This window comes from Microcoleus sp. AT3-D2 (assembly GCF_036705715.1).
Classification (GTDB): Bacteria; Cyanobacteriota; Cyanobacteriia; order Cyanobacteriales; family Microcoleaceae; genus Microcoleus.
Genome location: NZ_JAUBVE010000069.1, coordinates 20,358 through 42,112, shown reverse-complemented (window position 1 = coordinate 42,112; position 21,755 = coordinate 20,358). Strand labels below are relative to the sequence as shown.

General features: G+C 46.7%; 19 protein-coding genes. 9 read left to right on the top strand and 10 right to left on the bottom strand.

Annotated elements, in window-relative coordinates:
• Positions 1–299: 299 nt before the first annotated feature.
• Together QUB44_RS23735 and rppA are read right to left on the bottom strand one after the other, a co-directional pair.
• Complete coding sequence (locus QUB44_RS23735; protein ID WP_333371291.1) at positions 300–1,580, bottom strand: HAMP domain-containing sensor histidine kinase; 1,281 nt, start codon at positions 1,578–1,580, stop codon at positions 300–302.
• Between the two features lie 18 nt (positions 1,581–1,598).
• Entirely contained in the window at positions 1,599–2,276 is a 678-nt protein-coding gene (rppA, locus tag QUB44_RS23730; RefSeq protein WP_333371289.1) for a two-component system response regulator RppA, read from the bottom strand.
• 157 nt (positions 2,277–2,433) lie between these two features.
• Between rppA and QUB44_RS23725 the strand changes: the two genes are divergently transcribed.
• Positions 2,434–2,811, top strand: a complete 378-nt coding sequence (locus QUB44_RS23725; protein ID WP_333164523.1) for a hypothetical protein — start codon at positions 2,434–2,436, stop codon at positions 2,809–2,811.
• A 131-nt stretch (positions 2,812–2,942) separates the two neighbouring features.
• Here the strand turns inward: QUB44_RS23725 and QUB44_RS23720 are convergent, their stop codons facing one another.
• The gene (locus QUB44_RS23720) at positions 2,943–3,443 is read right to left on the bottom strand and encodes a BON domain-containing protein (RefSeq protein WP_333371287.1); all 501 of its coding nucleotides are present in this window, start codon (positions 3,441–3,443) and stop codon (positions 2,943–2,945) included.
• A gap of 336 nt (positions 3,444–3,779) precedes the next feature.
• Here QUB44_RS23720 and QUB44_RS23715 point away from each other — a divergent pair, with 336 nt between their 5' ends.
• The 3 genes from QUB44_RS23715 to QUB44_RS23705 all read left to right on the top strand — a co-directional run bounded on the left by QUB44_RS23715 (position 3,780) and on the right by QUB44_RS23705 (position 9,393).
• Positions 3,780–6,494, top strand: a complete 2,715-nt coding sequence (locus QUB44_RS23715; protein ID WP_333371285.1) for a cation-transporting P-type ATPase — start codon at positions 3,780–3,782, stop codon at positions 6,492–6,494.
• Positions 6,495–6,791: 297 nt separating this feature from the next.
• A complete protein-coding gene (locus QUB44_RS23710; RefSeq protein WP_333164532.1) occupies positions 6,792–7,319 on the top strand; it encodes a hypothetical protein in 528 nt (175 codons plus the stop codon).
• A 442-nt stretch (positions 7,320–7,761) separates the two neighbouring features.
• On the top strand, positions 7,762–9,393 hold the full coding sequence (locus QUB44_RS23705; RefSeq protein ID WP_333371284.1) for a sodium:proton antiporter: 1,632 nt from the start codon (positions 7,762–7,764) through the stop codon (positions 9,391–9,393).
• Here QUB44_RS23705 and QUB44_RS23700 read toward each other — a convergent pair.
• The 3 genes from QUB44_RS23700 to QUB44_RS23690 form a co-directional block, all read right to left on the bottom strand.
• Positions 9,350–10,066, bottom strand: coding sequence for a TrkA family potassium uptake protein (locus QUB44_RS23700; RefSeq protein WP_333215071.1), 717 nt, complete (start codon positions 10,064–10,066; stop codon positions 9,350–9,352). The genes QUB44_RS23705 and QUB44_RS23700 overlap by 44 nt on opposite strands.
• 209 nt (positions 10,067–10,275) lie before the next feature.
• On the bottom strand, positions 10,276–10,557 hold the full coding sequence (gene gatC, locus QUB44_RS23695) for an Asp-tRNA(Asn)/Glu-tRNA(Gln) amidotransferase subunit GatC (protein ID WP_006635952.1): 282 nt from the start codon (positions 10,555–10,557) through the stop codon (positions 10,276–10,278).
• Between the two features lie 141 nt (positions 10,558–10,698).
• Positions 10,699–11,220, bottom strand: a complete 522-nt coding sequence (locus QUB44_RS23690; RefSeq protein ID WP_333039118.1) for a photosystem I assembly protein Ycf3 — start codon at positions 11,218–11,220, stop codon at positions 10,699–10,701.
• 634 nt (positions 11,221–11,854) lie between these two features.
• Here QUB44_RS23690 and QUB44_RS23685 point away from each other — a divergent pair.
• On the top strand, positions 11,855–13,168 hold the full coding sequence (locus QUB44_RS23685; RefSeq protein WP_333371282.1) for a hypothetical protein: 1,314 nt from the start codon (positions 11,855–11,857) through the stop codon (positions 13,166–13,168).
• A gap of 193 nt (positions 13,169–13,361) precedes the next feature.
• On the opposite strand, the gene QUB44_RS23680 is transcribed toward QUB44_RS23685, so the two are convergent.
• Together QUB44_RS23680 and QUB44_RS23675 are read right to left on the bottom strand one after the other, a co-directional pair.
• A complete protein-coding gene (locus tag QUB44_RS23680; RefSeq protein ID WP_015174403.1) occupies positions 13,362–13,586 on the bottom strand; it encodes a hypothetical protein in 225 nt (74 codons plus the stop codon).
• A 348-nt stretch (positions 13,587–13,934) separates the two neighbouring features.
• Positions 13,935–15,110 (bottom strand): SpoIID/LytB domain-containing protein, encoded by a 1,176-nt coding sequence (locus QUB44_RS23675; RefSeq protein WP_333371280.1) that lies wholly within the window; start codon positions 15,108–15,110, stop codon positions 13,935–13,937.
• Positions 15,111–15,380: 270 nt separating this feature from the next.
• On the opposite strand from QUB44_RS23675, the gene QUB44_RS23670 reads away from it, so the two are divergent.
• The 4 genes from QUB44_RS23670 to QUB44_RS23655 all read left to right on the top strand — a co-directional run bounded on the left by QUB44_RS23670 (position 15,381) and on the right by QUB44_RS23655 (position 20,273).
• A complete protein-coding gene (locus tag QUB44_RS23670; protein WP_333371278.1) occupies positions 15,381–16,313 on the top strand; it encodes a ribonuclease Z in 933 nt (310 codons plus the stop codon).
• A 406-nt stretch (positions 16,314–16,719) separates the two neighbouring features.
• On the top strand, positions 16,720–19,536 hold the full coding sequence (secA, locus tag QUB44_RS23665; protein WP_333371275.1) for a preprotein translocase subunit SecA: 2,817 nt from the start codon (positions 16,720–16,722) through the stop codon (positions 19,534–19,536).
• A gap of 250 nt (positions 19,537–19,786) precedes the next feature.
• Positions 19,787–20,041, top strand: coding sequence for a DUF4160 domain-containing protein (locus QUB44_RS23660; RefSeq protein ID WP_333164549.1), 255 nt, complete (start codon positions 19,787–19,789; stop codon positions 20,039–20,041).
• Positions 20,004–20,273 (top strand): DUF2442 domain-containing protein, encoded by a 270-nt coding sequence (locus QUB44_RS23655; protein ID WP_333108088.1) that lies wholly within the window; start codon positions 20,004–20,006, stop codon positions 20,271–20,273. Before QUB44_RS23660 ends, QUB44_RS23655 begins: the two co-directional genes overlap by 38 nt.
• Before the next feature lie 86 nt (positions 20,274–20,359).
• Here QUB44_RS23655 and QUB44_RS23650 read toward each other — a convergent pair whose 3' ends face one another.
• Together QUB44_RS23650 and QUB44_RS23645 are read right to left on the bottom strand one after the other, a co-directional pair.
• Positions 20,360–20,653 (bottom strand): DUF3288 family protein, encoded by a 294-nt coding sequence (locus QUB44_RS23650; protein WP_333371273.1) that lies wholly within the window; start codon positions 20,651–20,653, stop codon positions 20,360–20,362.
• A gap of 143 nt (positions 20,654–20,796) precedes the next feature.
• Positions 20,797–21,714: a hypothetical protein gene (locus QUB44_RS23645; protein ID WP_333371271.1), complete on the bottom strand. Its 918-nt coding sequence runs from the start codon at positions 21,712–21,714 to the stop codon at positions 20,797–20,799.
• Positions 21,715–21,755: the final 41 nt, after the last annotated feature.

The window sequence follows — 21,755 nt, the reverse complement described above, 5'->3', positions numbered from 1 at the left end:
GCCGCGATGAACAATGACTATATGATGCAAATTCTCAAGTGCTTTTGTCAAGCATGATTGAGATGCTCTTACCCTGGTTAAATTACCCGTTGAGAACTCTATTTTTTAACGGGCAAAGCCACAGGAAAGCTGGTATGTGTCAACCATCGCAATGCTGTTCCCGACTTTTAATAACTGTTAGGCTGATCCCAGCCGCATCATTCCGGCTCCACCAATTAATACCTACAGGATTTATTGTCACCTCAAAAACAAACATTATATAACTACATACTACAAGCATTTCTCTTCCTTGAGGCAGCTTAGTGATAAGGTTTGAGGGGCAGTTCAACCTGAAACGTTGAGCCTTTGCCCACTGCACTCGTCACCTGTATTTGTCCGCTGTGTGCCTTGACAATTTGTTGGACGAGCGCTAACCCCAGCCCAAAGCCTCCACTCTCCTGCGAGCGATCGGTGTCTACTCGATAGAAGCGATCGAAAATATAGGGTAAGTCCGCTTCTGGAATACCGATTCCGGTATCGATAATCTGAATGACTGCCAAATTGGAATGAAGAACTAGGCGTATCTTTACAGTTCCGCCAACCGGAGTATATTTACAGGCATTGTAAAGCAAGTTTTCGACTACTTGCCGTAGCAAATCAGGATCAGCCAATAATTCAATCCGTTGTTCCGGGAATTCGCAGGTTAGTTTGATATTTTGGGCTTCTGCAAGTGCGAGAAACTGGGTTGCTAAATTGCTCAGCAACTCGTTGAGATTGATTAACCTGAGCGATTCCGGCGCAAGGTTCCCCTGATGACGAGCCAACAGCAGTAAATTATTCACGAGCGCTCCCATTGATTTTGCGCTATCTACAATGTTTTCTAAGGGAGGATGGTAACGTGAATCATCAGCCGCGATCAGCAACCCAAGCTGGGCATTAGTGAGAATGGCAGACAGGGGCGATCGCAACTCATGAGAGGCATCGGCTGTAAAGCGTTGAAGCTGTTGATAGGCTTGCCGAATGGGTTGCATGGCCAGCCCACTGAGAAACCAACCTGTGATGGCAATTAAGCCCAGTGTCAGCGGGACAGCGAGAGTTAGCACAATCTGAAGCTGAGTGAGCCTGTTTTGAGTTTCTGTCAGGGGAGTTGCAACCTGAAGATAGCCAAGCACTCCGGTTCTGCCTTCGACTGGTAATGTCACCTGACGCAGCCAGATTCCTTTTCCCAAAAGTGGATCGGTCGATCGAACTGTGAGATAACCAAAGGGCGTATTTAACTGCTCTGATGAAGGAGTCCCAAAAAAACGAACTAACCGCCTTTGTGCGTTATACCAGCGTACATAAATCAGATCTTCTGCAAGCGGATGAGACCCACTGCCTAACAGGGAGACATGACTCAGATCGACCTGGCTCTGGTTTTTGCGAACTTCATAATGTACGCTGGCAGCCATGACTCTAGTCTTGTCATAGAGCAGTCGGTCAAGGGCTTCTAGTTTATCTTTTACCTCAATCTGGTAAATCACCCCTGCAAACAGCACGAGAATGCTTCCCATGGAGAGGGTGAACCAACGAGCCAGATTGCGACGACTTTGATTAAACATGACTTGCCTTCACGATCGTTACTTTTCAGGGGAAGTGAGGCGATAACCCATACCGTAAATGCTCTCAATCCAGTCTGCAGCTCCTACAGCCTGCAAGCGTTGGCGGAGTTTGCGAATTAGAACCGCGATCGCATTGCTCTCTGGTTCAGTCCCCCATTCCCACACGGCTTGTTGAATCTGATTCCGAGTCAAAACCTGTCGAGGATGACGCATAAAATACTCCAACAACTGAAACTCGCGACTGGAGAGGGAAACGGTTGCCCCTTGTCGCTCAACAGTAAGAGTATCGAGGTGGAGGTGTAGATCCTCAAGGCTGAGCGTATCTCCTTGCCAAAGTGGTGATCGCCGTCTTAATGCCCGGACTCGTGCCATGAATTCAACCAAATCGATCGGTTTCACCAGGTAATCATCTGCACCTGCGTCTAACCCAGTCACTTTTTCAGGCGTGGTATCTCTTGCCGTGATCATCAAAATCGGCGCTGTTTTCCCTGCTGCTCGATATTGACGACAGAGATTTACCCCACTGATATGTGGCAACATCCAGTCCAAAATCAACAAATCATATTCTTTTTCTGATAACAGCCACTGTGCCGTCTCTCCATCTTTTACCCCATCCACGCTATGTCCTGCTTGAGCCAGCACTGTTTGAAGTGGCATCAGTTGCTTTGGGTCGTCCTCCACCAGCAAAACTCTCATATCTCGGCTCGCCTCCTTCGCAGCTTGCAGTTTTCAGAATTATTAGAGTTTGAGGTGATTCGCGCATCTTCTTTAAGCTAGATTTTAGGAGAGAGCAAGTTCTATTAAAGTGCCAATAGATATTATTAGCCTCAGAAGGGATGGGAAAGAATAGCGGATGATTAGACGTTGGCTAAAAGTATCAGGCGCAGAGTTTTGGTTGCCATTGCCGTTTGTGGCGATCGCGTTTTGGGTTGGTTCCAGTTTCCTAATGGCTCAAGAATTACAACAACCTCAGATCGCAAAGAATAAACTTCAGGCAGATACCCAGCTTAAAGCAACGGTGTCTGTCAATATATTGCTGATCAACGCGGTGATTAACCGAAAACAAGGAACCACCCAGGTTGCGGTAGAAACAGCAGAACCCATTTTGAAGCGATTGGAATTAGAATTGCCAATGACTGACGCAACCCAGATAGAGGCAGCGATCGCGCAAGAACTCCAGTTATCACGTCAAAATGTTCGCCAGTTAGTTCGTTACGAAATTGTTGAATAAGTTTATTGTTTCAATATTGCGATCGCATCCAGTCAAATAAGGTTGTTAAATTTATAGGTTTTCTCGCTGCGATCGAGCAATTCCTCAAGCAGCAAGAAGCGTCCAATACTCTTGCTGCTTGAGGATTAAAACTACTGAGTAACGATTTCGTTATTGATGGAAACATTCGCTGCAGTTTGCCGAGCAATTTGTTCTGCCAATGCTTTTTGTTCTGCCGTTTGAACGCGCCCTGTTAACACAATCGAATTATCCCGATCGTCTGCGTCCAAATCGAATTGCTTGAGGGTAATATCGGAGTCTAAAGCCTCTTCTACGCGATCGGCAATATCGTCAATGTCTTGATTCTGAGGCGTCTGTGCGGTCGTGGTTGCAGGCGCTGGAGTGGTTGGAACAGTCGTATTTCCAGTGGCAGTTGTGGGAGCAGAAGTAGATGGAACAGTTGTCTGTGGAGTATTGGGGGAGGTGCAAGCACCTAAACCCAAAACTGCAACTGTGCTGACGCTGATTCCTTGCACCAATAGCTTTAATAATTGCATATTCTTTGTTTGTTTTGTTTGTTGTGAAACGCAATTTTGCCCATAAACCTCAGCATGAAGTTTTTGAGCTTTCAAATTAACAAGTAAATGTACCATAGTTCATCTATCAAAAGTAATGCTTTTGACAACCCTATTAATAAAAGGCAACAATCAATCAAATCCAGTGAACTAAAGTTGGCAATTCTATAAGTTATCTTAATCGGTTCTCTGCCTCAGTATAGGAAGCAAATGTGATCCAAATATGATTAACAGAAATCAGTCCATCACTTTTGGCTCACATTCATCAATAACGCTAGAAACAAGACGAAATAACAGATAAGCACTTGGCTTGACAAGAAACGTTAAGCTGTTCAGCATTTAAATTTTTTGCCTGAAAGCCAGGGTGCAAGGAGTCTAGGGTTCAAAAATCCCAATTTAAATGCGTATCAGCTTATGACTGCAACCAATGTAGAAAAATTAGTAGAACACTCTTGGCACCACCTCTCTGTCGAGAAAGTGGCTCAGATTTTAGAGACTGACCTGGAAATAGGTCTATCTTCTGAGGTGTCAGCCGAACGGCGCGAGATCCTCGGCCCCAATCAACTAACGGCTCAAAAGCAGCAAAGTGCCTGGTTGCGATTTTTTCAGCAACTGAATCAGCCGCTAATCTACATTTTGTTAGCTGCTGGGATAGTAACAGCATTTCTGAAAGAGTGGATTGATTCAGGGGTAATTTTTGGGGTTGCTCTGACGAATGCCACCATTGGTTTCGTTCAAGAGTCAAAGGCAGAGAATGCGATCGCCGCTTTAGCAAAATCTGTTGCAACTGAGGCAACCATTCTCCGCAATGGTCAAAAGCAAGTGGTTTCATCCAGTGAACTGGTTCCTGGCGATCTCGTCTTGCTGTCTTCAGGGGATAAAGTGTCTGCAGATCTACGGCTGATCGAAGTCCGTGACTTACAGGTCGATGAGTCAGCGTTAACGGGAGAATCTGTCCCGGTTGAGAAGCAATCCCAGGCGCTAGAGGCAGACGCTGCACTGGCAGAGCGCACGAACATGGCGTATACCGGAAGCCTGGTAACGTTTGGACAGGGACGCGGACTGGTCGTCAGCATTGGTGACATGACCGAGACCGGACACATCTCCCAACTCATGCAGCAAAGTACCACACTGGAAACCCCACTGAGTCGCAAAATTGACAAATTTAGCCAAACCTTGCTCTATGTCATTTTAGGTTTGGCTGCCTTCACCTTTGTCGCAGGCATTGCCCAGAGATTTTCTTGGGTTGAGGTGTTCAAGGCATCTGTGGCCCTTGCCGTCAGCGCAATTCCTGAAGGCTTACCCGCGATTTTAACGGTGACACTGGCGATCGGGGTTTCCCAAATGGCAAAGCAGCACGCGATTATTCGCAAACTTCCGGCAATTGAGACACTCGGCAGCACCACCGTGATTTGTTCCGACAAAACCGGAACCTTGACTGAGAATCAAATGACTGTTCAGGAGATTGATGCCGGTGGAAAGCGATATCGGGTTAGCGGTGGAGGATATGCACCAGACGGGGAAATTTCTGTAAATGGACATTCCGTTGACTTGAGGAACGCACCTGCCTTATATGAATGCCTGCAAGCAGGACTGTTGTGCAACGATTCGCATCTAGAAGTGCAAGATGGAAACTGGACTGTAGTCGGTAGTCCAACGGAAGGGGCGCTGGTTGCGGTAGCCCAAAAAGCGGGGTTAATTACTGAGAAACTGGAGGAATCGCTTTCCCGGCTCGATACACTGCCGTTTGAATCTCAGTTTCAATACATGGCAACCTTACATGACGATCGTCCAGAACGGTTGATTTATGTCAAGGGTTCGATCGAGGCAATTCTCAAGCGGTGTCGCCAGATGCTCGATGAAGAGGGAGAGGCGAGATCCCTCAACGCCGCGCCGATCGAGCAAACCGTGGACAGAATGGCGAAAAAAGGGTTACGAGTTCTGGCACTTGCCAAGAAAGTTGTACCTGCTTCTCAATCTTCCATTGAGCATTCTGATATTGAGGAAGGGTTAACTTTTGTGGGTCTGCAAGGCATGATCGACCCGCCTCGCCCCGAAGCGATTCAAGCGATTCAAGTCTGTCGGTCTGCAGGAATTCAGGTCAAGATGATTACCGGCGACCATGCCAAAACAGCAGCAGCGATCGCGCACCAAATGGGACTAAATCAAACCCAAGAGGCTCCCGTTTTTACGGGTCAAGAACTCGCTCAAATGAATCCGCAGCAATTAGCCAATGCTGTTGAACAAAGCTGCGTGTTTGCTCGTGTCGCACCAGAGCAAAAGCTCCGCATTGTCGAAGCACTTCAGTCTAAGGGCGAGATTGTGGCGATGACTGGAGATGGAGTTAATGATGCTCCCGCCCTGAAGCAAGCTGACATTGGGATAGCGATGGGTATTACAGGCACCGAAGTTACAAAAGAAGCAGCGGATATGCTGTTGACAAACGACAACTTTGCTTCGATTGAGAAAGCAGTTAAGGAAGGGCGCACGGTTTATAAGAATCTGCTGCGGGCGATCGCCTTCATCCTGCCCGTGAATGGTGGAGAGTCCATGACCATCTTGATTGCCGTACTTCTGGCAACCCCACTACCCATTTTGCCAGTACAAATTCTCTGGCTGAATATGGTCAGTTCAGTTGCGTTGAGCTTACCGTTGGCATTTGAGCCGCCCTCTCCCAATGTCATGCAACAGCCGCCTCGACCTGCCAATGAACCGCTTCTGTCTCGCAGGCTGACTGCTCGGATTCTGACAGTTTCGGTATTTAACTGGATTGTGATCTTTGGGATGTTTGAATGGATCGTCCAAACCACAGGTAATGAAGCTCTAGCCCGGACGATGGCAATTCAAGCATTGGTTGCGGCAGAAGCTTTTTACCTATTAAGCATCAGTCGCTTCGTTCCGGCGATCGTCGCCAAACTACGCGGTAAAGATGAATCAGTTGGCTATGCTGTAGCGATCGGCATTGGGGCTATTTTCATTCTCCAATTCCTGTTTAGCCAATGGGGCATGATGAATCTGTTATTCAACACTGAAGCTTTGAACACAATCCAAGGCTTAATTTGTATCGGATTCGGACTGCCAATGATTGCTTTGTCAGCTTTGCTAAAGCGTTTTGCACCTCTGAATTAATACTAAATCCTGGTTTGTCATCCTGTAGATTGATCGGCGGTTAAAACCGCTTCTATACAAACACAGTCGGCCTGCGCCGACTAAAGAATAACAGAATCTCCAAACCAGGATTCGGTATAAGTAGATTGATCGGCGGTTAAAACCGCTTCTATACAAACAAAGTCGGCCTGCGCCGACTAAAAAATAACAGAATCTCCAAGCCCGGATTCGGTATAAGCGGTTTTTGTGATGCGGTCATTCAAAGCGGCTTTACACACTATTTACCAATTTTGTAGCGTTGAATATTGAATATTTATCATGACTTCCCAAAATCTCAAACGTGCTAGCGGCCTATTTACTAATTATCGAAATGTAAAGCAGGCGCTTGTTGAGCTAAAAAGCAGGGGGTTCCCCATGCACAAGATTTCAGTGATTGCTAAACCTTCTGACAATGATGATTTAGACTCTCTGGGTGTGCAGCAAATTTTTATCACAAGAGCAGCAGGCGCACAAGTAGGCGGGATCTTAGGCAGCATACGACTAGGTTCAGTAGCCTTAATTGTTGGACTCAGCAGCCTGCTAATTCCCGGTATTGGTCAGGCATTAGCGGTAGAAAGCCTTTTAGCAACTTTCGCTGGAAGTGGGATTGCTGCAACTGCTGGTGGTCTATATGGCGCACTTCAAGGATGGTTGATGCCCGAAGAACAAGCAAGAATTTACAATGACAGATTTAAGCAGGGAGATTATTTGATCGTCATGGAGGCAAGAGAAAATGAGGTTTTGATTGCTGAACCTGTCCTTAAACGTTGGGAGATTCTGACGTGGCGTGTCTATGATGCTACATAAATTTAAGGTAAGAAAGGACGAGGGAGCATCTCAATGAAAGCAGCCAAGCTAGAAATTAGAGTTGCGAGCTAGGAGCGAGGAAGAAAGAGGAAGAAGGAAGAAGGAAGAGCCAGAACAAGTGTTTTTACAAATATGAGATGCTCCCAAAGTGTGAAGTTTTACGCTCAGTATCAGATTGTTGCTTTTTTAAGGCAGTTTGGACTCAACAGAAGGTAATGACATCGCAACGATATCAGATTGTTGTCTTGGTGAGATAGTTTGGTAACAAGAGCTCAGGACGATCGCCCCTAGCGCCCAACCAACCCAGAAATCCTGTTTCAGCTTCATTGGCATTCATCCAAATAAACCATATAAATTGCAGTTACGCCTACAGCATAGTGAACCGTCTCCTGTAGACTAAAACCGTAGTTAATCTGTCAATTTCTGTGAGGAAAACGAGTTTATGACAGGAGTATCGGTGATCGAGTCGATTGTAGCGCAACCAACTCCCTTGGGCAGCGATCCTGCTACAAATAGCCAAACAGCAGGAGTTATTTCTGAATTGGTCATCATCTTGATCATTCTGCTGCTGATTGCAACTGTTGTGGCACTCGTAACCCAACGGTTGCGAATTCCCTATGTGACGGGCTTAGTGTTAGCAGGCTTGCCCATTACGGAGGTATTGTCACGTCGAATTGGTTTAGACCCCTCTTTAGTATTAAATCTTTTCCTACCAATTCTGATTTTTGAAGCAGCTATCAATACTGATATCAGCCGTCTCCGCAGCACCTTTAAGCCGATCGCCCTGCTGGCGGGCCCAGGCTCGATCTTATCCTCAGCAATTATTGCTGTTCTGGTTAAATTTGGGCTAGGGCTAGACTGGATTCCGGCGTTGCTGATCGGAGTCATTCTGGCAAACACTGATACAGTCTCAATGATCGCAGTCTTTAAGGAGATCCGTGTACCTTCCCGGCTATCCACCATCGTGGAAGGAGAAACTCTGTTCAATGATGCGGCTGCCCTGGTTTCATTCAATTTGATTCTAGTCGTTTATGCTACAGGTTCTCTTACCGTTGTGGGAGGACTTAAGGAACTGCTCGTGGTTGCCTTGGGCGGGGGACTCGTGGGTGTCATCTTAGGTTACTTGAGTCTGCCGATATTTGTTCGATTAAATGACCCGTTGAGTAGTCTCTTGCTGACCGTTGCGCTGGCGTTAGGAACATTCCAAATCGGGCAATTTTTTGGGGTATCCGGTGCGGTGGCTGTGGTTATCGCCGGACTCATTTTTGGCAATCTGGGGCTTTCTCGCACTACATCAGCCTCGGATCGAATTACGCTACTGAGCTTCTGGGAGTACGCTGGTTTTGGGGTCAATACATTTATTTTTCTGCTGATCGGCATTGAGATTAACCCGCTGACGCTGTGGAGAATTTTGCCATCCATCCTATTCGTCATTTTGGCCTATCAACTGGGAAGGATTCTTTCAGTCTATCTGTTGTTAGCGGGGCTGCGGTGGTTCGATCGTCCGATTCCCCTGCGCTGGCAACACGTTCTGTTTCTGGGAAACATCAAAGGCTCACTCTCGATGGCACTGGCGCTTAGTATTCCTCTGGGATTGACAGGACGAGATAATATCATTGCGCTGGTTTTCGGTGCAGTTTTATTCTCCTTGGTAGGACAGGGATTAAGTTTACCCTGGCTGGTAAAACGGTTACAAATCAGCCGTGTTTCTGATGTAATGCAGGAAGCTGGGCAGTTACAGATTCAGTTGATTGCTTCCAAAGCGGCTCAAGATGAGCTAGATAGTTTGCTGAAAGCAGGCGTGTTGCCGAAGGCAGTTTACGAAGAGTTATGGGCATCATATCAAGCACGAGTAGCACACTCGGAGCGAGTGCTGCGCGATCTCTACAATCAACATCGGGCCGGGCAAGTAAAGGGCGATCGCAGCGGGCTAGATACGATTCGACGGCGATTGCTTTTAGCAGAAAAAGGAGCCGTTAGCGATGCCCTCCGCAAGCGAATTGTCCCAGAGGATCTGGTTCATCCTTACATCAAAGATTTGGATGAGAAACTTCTAACGTTGGCAGATGACTAGCGCGAATGCCGAGGTAATCAATCATCTGGTGAACTAGCTCTGGACGGGTGACGACCAAGATAGTAGAGCCTGCTTCAAGAACTGTATTGCCGTTCGGAATCTCCAGATTGGCGCAGGCATGGCATTGATAACCAATAATCAGCGAACCTGTTGGAAAACGAGGGTCTTGAGCAATTTGAGCAACAGTGCGACCTGCCACCTTGCAATCGCCTGGAACTGGCAACTTTAGTACCTCGACTTGCCCGTGTTCAAAGTGCATCATAGACTCGATTTGGGGGTATTCAATCGCATTCGCCATTGATGCAACTGCCAAATCAATAGTGCTGATGATGTGACTGGCTCCGGCAAGTCGATAGGCTTCCATGAATTCGCGATCGCGCATTCGCACCACAATATGGGAAATGCCATAGCTTCTGGATAGGGTGATCAGCGCTAAATTCAGTGCATCGTCCCTGAGTGCAGCAACGACGGCGTTTGCTTGTTTAATTCCGGCTTCCAGAAGCACCGTTGTGCTCACGGCACTGCCTTCAAATGCCATCACTCCGATTTTTTCTCGAGCAAAGCGACAGGCCAGCGGGTCGGCATCGATGATTGCAACCGTATGACCGACTTTTAATAACTGCTGGGCTAAACCTAGCCCCATCATTCCTGCTCCACCAATTAATACGTACATGACTATTTGTTACCCCAAAAATGAACTTTACAGAGCGATCGCTATGAGCGATCTTGTGTTGGGTTTCTATCAGTTTAATCGGCTTGTGGGGTGGCTTATACCGGGCTTACTTATTACCTGTTCCACAGTTAATTTAATCTGTTTTTGGGGTAGGCATTGCTAGCCCGCCCCTCAAGGGATGTTCCTCAGTTAGGTGCGTAGGGGGAACGCTACATAATCTTAGGCACTTTAAAAAACTCTCCATCGCGATCGGGAGCTCCCTCCAAAATACTTTCTCCCTTAGCAAAAGGTTGCAAATCGTCCGATCGCATTACATTACTAACATCGATCGCCCGCGTTGTCGGCTGCACCTTACTTGTATCTAGTTCACTCAATTGCTCGAAATAATCCAAAATACCGTTAAGTTGACCAGTAAACTGCTCTTCTTCTTCCGGCGTTAATTCCAATCTCGCTAAATTCGCTACTTTCCGAACTTCTTCTCTGTCTATCATAAAAATCGGGAATGGGGAATGGGGAATGGGGAATTGGGCATAGGGAATTGGGCATAGGGAATTGGTTATTTGTTATTAGAGAAACGACTAACTACCAACTATTAACTACTAACTATGCCCCATGCCCCATGCCCATCCTAGTTAAAAATACACATCAATTTGCGATCGACCTGTCGTCTTCAGCCAATTTTGTACCTCAATGTAATTGTTCGGGGCCAAGCGAATAGCCTCCTTCCAATAATCCGCAGCTTTATCAAACAGCCCTTCCGCCCCTTCAATATTGCCAGCTTCCTTTTCCTTTTCCCCTTGATAGTGGTAAATCACAGCAATATTATTGAGTGCTTGTGGCATTCTCGGATTGAGATCCAAAGCCTCGCTGTAATATTCCAAAGCTTTATCGTGTTCGCCGTTGCTAGTATGGATCAGCCCCATATTGTACAAGACATAACTGCGATCGTAAGGATCTTCCTCCAGCTTCAGCGCTTCATGATAATTGTCCAACGCTTCAGCATATTCGCCATCTGCTTGAGCTGACATACCATCCCGGTAATAAGCAAAAGCTTCCTTCGCCTGCTTTTTAGCCGGCATAATCTTTAGGATGATATCAGCCATTACCGTGAAACTTTTGTCAATAAAGTTATCGTTGCGTTGAGTTCTTGGCATATGCGATTGTTTGGTTAGTGGCTAATCAGAAAAATTAGCCTGTAAAGTTTTCCTATTAATAATTGCGCCACTGTTGTAGTGGGCCGTTGTGTTGAGGGCGCTAAAAAGTTTAGTCGATCGCACCTGCGAACCTTAAAACACGCCCTTGGGTTTAACACCCGCGCAAGCTCTATCTATTTTATATAAGTCTTGCAAGACTGGCAAAAAAACTAGATTTCTTTAACATATCTCTGGCACTCTACACAAAACTTACAAAAACCCGCGCCGAAGGGAAAAGTTCTGCTGGAGGGTGCAGGGGCAATCATCCCCTCTTCGATGGCTTTCCTTCGGATTGCTTTGCTAACGCCAACGGGCGATCGCACACCGTACCTTACTAACTGTACCCATAATCCCCCCTCTTGACCCTCAGAGCAAACAAGCAAATAGCCTGCCGAGAAGAAATTCAATCACAAAGTTTTATTAAGTTATCCGAGTTCAGCCCATACTTAAAAGTTATTCGGCAAAACACTAGCAATATTTTGCCCCAAAGTCAAGGGCAGCCTAAAAAAAAATCAGAAACCCGATCGCCAAAACCAGCTCGAATTCCCGCAATATATAATAAAAATAACCGGGTAATTTTCACAGAGAGAAACCTATGGCTCCGAATCCCACCATTATGCAAGCCGTCGAACAACTTGGCTACCGCGTTACGGTTGGAGACGTGGTGGCAAAAGCTGGATTAGATGTCAATTTTGCCCAGCGAGAACTGTTAACCCTCGCCTCCGAAGCAGGTGGCAACCTGCAAGTAGCAGAATCCGGCGACATTGCCTACCTATTTCCCAAGAACTTTCGAGATATTTTGCGAAACAAATTCTTGCGATTGCAGTTGCAGGAATGGTGGCAAAAAATCTGGCGCATTTTATTTTATCTGATTCGGATATCTTTCGGCATAGTGCTGGTAGCTTCTATCCTCTTAATTTTTGTTGCTATCACGATTTTACTCTCCAGCGGCGATAACAATAACGGGGGAGGAGGAGGAGAGGGTGGCGGCGGGGGCGGCAGAGGTGGCGGCTTTTCCTTTTTTCCCTACTTCTGGAACGACTTAATCTGGATATTTTACTGGAACCATGACCAACCATACTACCAGCAGCGATCGCGCTTAACGGGCCAAAAACCCCAGATGAGTTTTCTGGAAGCAGTTTTCTCCTTTCTATTTGGAGACGGCAATCCCAATCACAATCTAGAAGAGCGCAAGTGGAGCGATATTGCGACTGCAATTCGCAACAACCGAGGCGCCGTCGCCGCCGAACAAATTGCTCCATATCTAGATAATCTCGGACAAGGATACGCCCGAGAATACGAAGAATATATGTTACCGGCTCTCGCCCGTTTTGACGGCCGCCCCGAAGTCAGCCCTGAAGGGCAAATAATTTACCATTTTCCGCAATTGCAAACCACAGCCGTCCAGAAAAATCCTCAACCAGTAGCAGCTTATTTGCGAGAAATGCTGTGGCGTTTCAGCAACGCCAGTTCCGGCCAAATCATGCTCGCAGCAGGGTTAGGAGCCGTCAATCTTGTCGGTGCGTTAGTTTTGGGGAATCTATTAACTAATAATTTAATCGTCGGTGGATTTATCGGTTTCGTGAGCGCTGTTTATCCCATGCTCCTAATTTACGGCGTCGGATTTCTCGCAATTCCTTTAATTCGCTACTTCTGGATTCAGTGGAAAAATAGCCGGATAGAAGCCCGCAATCAAGAGCGTCAGCAGCGAGCAATGTTATTAAACGAACCCGATGCCAACTTGCTCAAAAAACTGACCTACGCCCGAGAATTTGCGGCAGAAAACGTTCTGACTGGAGAAGACTTAGCTTATACAACAGAAACAGAATTAACCCAACAAGAACTAGAACAGTCAGCCAAAATAGATGCGGAATGGCAGCGCCGGATTGGTCGCTCGGACAACTTGTAATAATAATAAAAAAAACAGTTCTTTGTTGTTAAGTTAGGTTGCACTAAAATCTTGCACCCTTTTAAAGAATAGACAGGATGCCAGTTCCACAATGAAATATCTTTGTTGGGGAACTGGCTTTTATCTCGTTGCTAAGAATTGTGGAAAATATCAATCTTTATTGATGTCAGAAGTTTTTATACTCCGAGTTTTATTAAATAAGCTTAGGGCGTTTAAAAATCAAACAATTTTGGTCATACTTCGAGTCGTGATCTAGAGCCACAAGTTCCCATCCCTCCTCGCCCAAATGATTGACAAATAGATGAAGCGAGCCTTGTTTCCAATCTCGCTGTTCTTCACCGTTTACATATAAACTAATCAGCTTGTTTCCAAAAGGATACATATTCGCATCCACAAATAAATACTCCCACTTTTGCATAGCAATCCTTAATGTAGTTAGTCATGTAGTTAGTGATCAGTCATTAGTCATTAGTCATTAGTCATTAATCATTCCCAATTCCCAATTTCCAATACTTCGGCTACGCGGTTCCTGGTCTGCCACTACGCGGTTCCTGAGCGTAGTCGAAAAGCCGTACAAGTTCTCAATTCTCAATTCCCTGTATTCAGGACAGGGAAGTCACGGATACACGAATAGCTGTTTTTCCCTTCTTCCTTCTTCCTTCTTCCTTCTTCCTTCTTCCTTCTTCCTTCCCCTTGACATCCGTTACATCCGTTACATCCGAAGAAAGCGAATCCGTTGCCGAACTTTCTTGCCCATTCCCAGCAGTTACTGGACTGCAATTCTAGCCAAAGTAGCACCTCGGTAATAGTGCAACAAAATCTGCTGGTAGCCGTATCCTTGTCTGGCCAAATTGTAGGCCCCCCACTGACTCATTCCTACAGCATGGCCGAAACCTTTGCCAGCAACTTGAAAACCGGTAGGAGCTTGGCCACTGTTCCTTGGGTTCCCACCGCCCGCATACTGAGGAATCACGGTAAACCGCGTACTCCTCAAATTTAAAACCCGGCGTAAATCTGCGCCAGTCATGACCCTAGAACCGCCATCTCCAACTACTTTCATCCTCAAAACGCTGCCGTGAGCGGTAGTGCGTTCTGGCTTCATCGAGATCACATTGCCCACGCCAGAAATCTTACTGCTGATTTGAGCGCGAGAAAAATTTTCTTTCCATTGATAAACCGGCGCCCCTTGGTCGAAGTCAGGAACAGCACGCAGGTAAGGCAGGGGTTCCGTCCAAACATCTTCGACATTTTCAGTATGTCCCCCAGAGGCAGAGTGGAAAGCGGCTAAAATAATTTGACCGTTGTAGGCCAGAACTTGACCGGCGGTTGCATCGACTGCGGAATAAGTGCCAGAAGATTCTGTTTGCAGTCCTTTGTAAACCTGCGAATACTGAGTGCTGTCCACGTCGTAAAGGTCGGTTTCGCTTTTCAGGCGCTGGTGGATAGCGTAGGAACGGGCGGCGACTGCTTGGGCTTTCAAAGCCTCTTGAGGCCAATTGCCACTCATCTCGGCGCCGAGAACGCTGTAGAGATATTGTTCGATATTGACGTAGTTGATGGCAGTCAAGCCTCCTTTTTGGGGAACTAGAAGCGTGCGTCCCCGATACCAACGATCGCCAATCCAAACATAACCATTTCCCGTCGGCTCGATCCAAACTTGGTTGGCCGCCCAGCGACCAATTGCCACTGTTCCCGATCGAAATTGAGCCGACTGAGAACTGTTTGCCGACAGTTCGCCCAAATTGCGCCCGCTACCGTCGCGGATTGCAGCTTTGGTAGAACTGCCGACTTTTACCTGACTTGCTCCGTCTTGTACCGCCACTCGCAAGATCAGTGCGGCCTGTGCTGGGGCTACCATTGCCAGCCAAAACAACAGCGAAATCCAAAAGTAGCGTTTTTTTAATGTCGAAAGAACGGAAGCAAAAAATACTCCTGACTGCATTTGAAAATTTTCCTTTTATGCTGTATATGTTTGACAAGTTTTAAGGGGAAGCTGGGGTTCGGGAAAAAGGAAGAGGAACGAAAGAAAGAAAACGTTAGAATTGGGTTTGGCACTCTGTGCCGTTGTCGAAAATGATTTTAGCAACTAGATGTTCGCAGGAACAGCGATTTATCCAGGTTCCTGGCTGCGACTATTTCCTGTATGTCGGATTTGCCGCACTCTGGATATATGTAACATATTTTTAAAGACTTAATTGAGGTGATTTGACTCTTGCAGATTACATTTCTCGGAACTAGCTCCGGCGTCCCCACGCGATCGCGCAACGTTTCCAGCATCGCCCTCCGCTTGCCCCAGCGAGCGGAACTCTGGCTGTTTGACTGCGGCGAAGGAACTCAGCACCAGTTTCTCCGCAGCGACCTAAAAGTCAGCCAACTAAGCCGCATTTTCATCACTCACCTGCACGGCGACCATATTTTCGGCTTAATGGGTTTGCTGGCTAGCTGCGGTTTGGCGGGGAATGTCAAGCGCATCGATCTTTACGGGCCTCCGGGACTTGAAGAATATTTGCAAGCTGGCGTTCGCTATTCTCAAACTCATTTTTCTTACCCGGTGAAGGTGCACAAAAGTCACGAGGGAGTCATCTATGAAGATGATGAATATATTGTTAGCTGCGGTCTTTTGAAGCACCGAGTTACTGCTTTTGGTTATCGAGTAACTGAGAAAGACCGTCCGGGACATTTTGATGTAGAAAAAGCTAAGGCGGTGGGTATTCCTTCCGGGCCTGTTTACGGTCAATTAAAACAAGGAAAGACGGTAAAGTTAGAGGATGGGCGACAGTTTAAAGGTACTGATTTTTGTGGCCCGGATCAAATCGGGCGCAAGTTTGTTTATTGTACTGACACGGTTTTTTGTGAAGGGGCCGTAGAATTGGCGAAGGATGCTGATTTGTTGGTTCATGAAGCTACTTTTGCTCATCAAGATGCTCAAATGGCATTTGATCGCCTGCATTCAACTTCAACAATGGCAGCTCAAGTTGCTTTGATTGCTGGGGCTAAACAGCTAATTATGACGCATTTTAGCCCGCGTTACGCTCCAGGGAATGCGATCGTCCTGGATGATTTGCTCAAGGAAGCGCAGGCAATTTTTCCGAATACGAAAATGGCTTATGACTTTTTGACTTACGAAGTGCCGCGGCCTGTTTAAAACTAGGGTTGATCTGACCTGAGATGTGACAGCATTTTCAATAAGGGCGATCGGGCGGGCTTTCCGGCACACCCGACAAAAACATTAATCTCTTGTGGAACAGGCCCGGAAGCCTGTTGCTGAAATTAGCAACAAAAACATTAATCTCTGGTTGAACCGAGAGATTGCCTGTTACGCCCTGCAATTGTCAGTAAGCACATATACCTGGGTTGCGATCGCGACCCACCTTCACCAACTTCAATCGAAAATCCAAAATCGAAAATCCAAAATCGGTCGCTCGACCCCAGCGACGGCCCAGGAGAGCCAATGGTTGCTACAATCGGGGAGGGTATATGTTGTGGCTAACACTACAGCCCGTAACCCTGAAAGCTAATAGCTAAATTATTAAAAATCTGCCTCTCCTGCCATGTTTAAAAATCTGCTAGGCGATCCCAACGCGCGCAAACTAAGAAAATTTCAGCCTTGGGTAGCTGATATCAATATTTTGGAAGAAGACATCCGCGCACTCTCAGACGACGGCCTCAGAGGCAAAACGGCGGAGTTTCAAGAACGTCTGGCAAAAGCTAAATCTCTCAACGAGGAGAAAGAGATCCTAGACGAAATCTTGCCGGAGGCTTTTGCAGTGGTGCGGGAAGCGGGACAACGGGTTTTAGGAATGCGCCACTTTGATGTCCAACTCCTCGGCGGCATTATTCTGCACAAAGGCCAAATTGCCGAAATGAAAACCGGTGAGGGCAAAACTCTTGTGGCGACGCTGCCAGCTTACCTCAACGCCCTCAACGGTAAAGGCGTACACATCATCACCGTCAACGATTATCTCGCAAGACGGGACGCGGAATGGATGGGACAGGTGCACCGCTTCCTGGGATTGACTGTGGGACTGATTCAGCAGGGCATGGATCAGGTGGAACGAAAGAAAAATTATAACTGCGATATTACCTACGCGACTAACAGCGAAGTCGGCTTTGACTATTTGCGGGACAACATGGCTACTGTCATGGAAGATGTAGTGCAGCGTCCTTTTAATTTTTGCGTGATTGACGAAGTTGACTCGGTGCTGATTGATGAGGCGCGGACGCCTCTGATTATTTCCGGCCAGGTGGAACGCCCCAGTGAGAAGTATATACGGGCGGCTGAGGTAGCTGCTGCTCTGAGAAAGGAAAATGAAGAACATTACGAGGTTGACGAAAAGGCTCGGAATGTGCTATTGACCGATGAAGGCTTTGGTGAAGCTGAGCGGTTGTTGGGTGTTACGGATTTGTACGACCCGGCTGACCCTTGGGCGCATTACATTTTTAATGCGATTAAGGCCAAGGAATTGTTTATTAAGGATATTAACTACATCGTCAATCCCGATCGCGAAGTCGTGATTGTTGATGAGTTTACCGGCCGCGTGATGCCGGGACGGCGCTGGAGTGACGGTTTGCACCAGGCGATCGAAGCCAAGGAACGGGCGGAAATTCAGCCGGAAACTCAGACGCTGGCGACAATTACTTATCAGAATTTCTTTTTGCTTTATCCGAAGCTGTCGGGGATGACTGGGACGGCGAAGACTGAAGAGACGGAGTTTGAGAAGATTTACAAACTGGAAGTGACGCTGATTCCCACTAACCGGATTACCAGCCGCACAGACCTTTCGGATATGGTTTACAAGGCGGAGGCTGGGAAGTGGAATGCGATCGCCCAAGAATGCGCGGAAATGCACGAGGTGGGTCGGCCGGTGCTGGTGGGCACGACAAGCGTAGAAAAGTCGGAGTTGCTGTCGCGGCTGCTGCTGGAGAGGAAAATTCCTCACAATTTGCTTAATGCTAAACCGGAAAATGTGGAGCGGGAATCAGAAATTATCGCTCAAGCCGGACGCAAAGGCGCTGTGACGATCGCGACAAACATGGCGGGACGCGGTACTGATATTATTTTGGGCGGTAATTCTGAGTACATGGCGCGCCTGAAGTTGCGGGAGTATTTTATGCCCCGGATCGTGCAACCCGAAGATGACGAGGGGTTTTCGTTGGTGCAAGTGCCTGGTATTAATGCCCGCCCCGCACCTCAAGGTTTTGATCCGACTAAGAAAAAGGTAAAGTCTTGGAAAGCTTCGGCGCAGATTTTCCCGACGCAGCTATCGAAAAATGCCGAGCAAATGCTCAAGGCGGCGGTGGAATTGGCGGTGAAGGAGTACGGCGAGCGATCGCTCTCGGAATTGCAAGCCGATGATATCGTGGCTATAGCTTCGGAAAAAGCGCCGACAAAAGACCCGGTAATTCAAAAATTGCGGGAAGCTTACAATTTAACTCGCAAGGAGTACGATGCTTTTACCAGCACCGAACACGATGAAGTCGTGCAGTTGGGAGGCTTGCACGTCATCGGTACGGAACGCCACGAATCGCGCCGGATCGACAATCAGTTGCGCGGCCGGGCGGGACGGCAAGGAGACCCTGGTTCAACGCGGTTTTTCTTGAGTTTGGAAGACAATTTGCTCAGGATTTTCGGCGGCGAACGGGTGGCAGGTTTGATGAAGGCTTTTAATATTGAGGATGATATGCCGATCGAATCTGGAATGCTAACTCGTTCCCTCGAAGGCGCTCAGAAAAAAGTCGAAACCTACTATTACGATATCCGCAAGCAGGTATTTGAATACGACGAAGTGATGAACAATCAGCGTCGAGCAATCTATGCAGAACGTCGCCGAGTATTGGAAGGTTTGGACTCCAAAGAACAGGTAATTAAGTATGCCGAACAGACGATGGACGACATCGTGGGAGCATACATCAATCCCGATTTACCCTCGGAAGAATGGGAACTCGACAAACTTGTGAGCAAGGTGAAGGAATTTGTTTATTTGCTGGCTGACATGACACCGGATCAGCTAGAAGATTTGTCCGTTGAGGAAATTAAAACTTTCTTACACGAACAAGTCCGCAACGCTTACGACATGAAAGAAGCGGAAGTTAATGCAATCCGAGCTGAATTGATGCGAGATGCGGAACGGTTCTTTATTTTGCAGCAAATTGATACTTTGTGGCGGGAACACTTGCAGCAAATGGATGCTTTGCGCGAGTCTGTAGGGCTGCGCGGTTACGGGCAGAAAGACCCGCTGATCGAGTACAAAACTGAAGGTTACGAGCTGTTTTTGGACATGATGACGGATATCCGCCGCAATGTGGTTTATTCGCTATTCCAGTTCCAGCCGCAGCCGGCAATGCAAGTTTCGCCAGAGATGGTTTGAAGATAGTTAACTGTTGACTGTTGACTGTTGACTGTTGACTGTTGCTGGTTCCCAGGCTCTTCCTAGGAACCAGTTGATTTTACACCGCCCGTATTATGGAAGAAGAATAAAAGAAAACCAAATACAGATAAGCTGTTCAGCATTTAAATTTTTTGCCTGAAAGCCAGGGTGCAAGGAGTCTAGGGTTCAAAAATCCCAATTTAAATGCGTATCAGCTTATTCGCATTGAAATATTGTATAACCTGCAATTATGCCAACTATTTTACGAATAGGCCCTTACCGACTTTACTTTTACAGCCATGAACCAAATGAACCACCTCATGTTCATATTGACAGAGACAAATCATCGGTTAAATTTTGGTTGGAGCCAGTCAGTTTAGGAAACAACCTTGGTTTTAGTGCTAAAGAACTTCGTAAAATAGAGTCGGTAGTACAAGAAAATAAACAAACGCTATTGGAGGCTTGGTATGGGTATTTTGGCGATTCGAGCGGACGAGAGAGTTAAGCACATTCATTTTACAGAAGAAACCATTAGTGTTGATTTGATGGATGGACGAATCATTACCGTGCCTTTAATTTGGTATCCAAGATTGTTTCATGCAACGCCTGATCAAAGGGAAAAATGGGAAGTATGTGGAGGAGGCTATGGCATTCACTGGGAAGAAATTGATGAAGACCTCAGTACAGAAGGAATGCTGCGAGGTGCACCTGCTCCGAGGCCTAAAATTACTCATTAATTTCGATCGCTAGTTCACTTCTAAGCTTTCATAATATAGCCTTTTTCATGTAAGAGATAGAGCAGGTATTTAAGCGAGATTTGAGATTAAACCCAATCTTCTTGGTCGCTTTTTTGTTTCCTGTAAACCTCACCTGTAGCGTGAATTTTACGGGTTTGTTCGTAAAGAGTTTCTTCGGTATGATTCCATTTTTGCAGAACTTTTTTTAAGTCTAATTGAATATCTCTAGCACCGGGAAAGCCTCGGTAGCGAATTATTAATCTTGCTAATTCCGATAAATTGTAGTCGGTTGCTTCTCCTGCTAATAAAGTATTGACACTGGCTCGATCGCGCTTGTATTGCGGATGCTGCTGATCTTGATTTTTTTCTACTGAATCCATACTATTTTATGTTTCCCAATCATTTGAAAATGTTGCTACAAGCAACCGCCACCCAAAAGCGCGGACATAAATAACTATCATGAATAGAGTCTTAAATCCGCGCTTCATAAACGGTTTGATTCGGGTATCATAACAGTCAACAGTCAACAGTCAACAGTCAACAGTTCAGTCATCCCCAGAAATTTTTGTGTTTGTTCAGTAATACCAAATAGTCGATCGCCGTGACAAAAGATTTCCCAGGCACGAATTCCCATAAAACCAATACCTGCAACCGCCAAGGGCATCGCAGCGGCACCTAAAAGCGCGGCAATTGGGGGAAATATCATGCACAGCGTTAACAGAATGCCAGTAACAACACCCCCAGCAATGCCAGCTTTGGCGGTGGCGGTGGCAACTTGTTCGACTAACTCTGACTGGGTAATTTTGCCTTCCACGCACAATAGCGAGTTTTCTAAGATAGAAAATATTAACTCAATTACTGCTGCGGCGATCGCCCCTTTCATTGCAGCCCCAACGATTTCCGCAACTGCTGCTTTAAACGCTGCATCCGCTAAAACTTGCTTAGCGACTGCTAATTCTGCAGCAGTCATGTCTTTACCACCGCGAGCACGATTTACCCAAAAATATTCAAAAATCCCGTTAGCAGCTTCGCTTCCGCCTCCATTGACGTGGGCTTGGATGTGACTCCAATCTTTATCTTGACAGAAGTTGCGAATTGCTTCTGGGCCTTGGGCACGAATTTGGGCGGGTATGGATTCAAATACTTTTGCTGCTTCTTGCACATCTCGCATTCCGTCACGCATCCCAGCCCTAGCAAATTTGGATTGCAGATTTCTTGGCAGGTTTTCAAAACGGATGTTATGTGCTATTTTAAAAGCTTCTTGAGTAGCGATCGCCCCGGCACTAACAATTGAACTTGGCGCTGATTGTCCCCACGCCGTTAATACAGTTGTACTTTCCTCAACTTTAGCAGCGATTTCGTTGGCTAAGTTTTGGGTATCGGCAACAGCTTTTTGTACTTTAGCCGTTAGGAATTCGAGCGGATTCTGGTTAATTTCCATTTCGATCCAGCTTGCATCGTTAATGATTGAATCATTCCGAC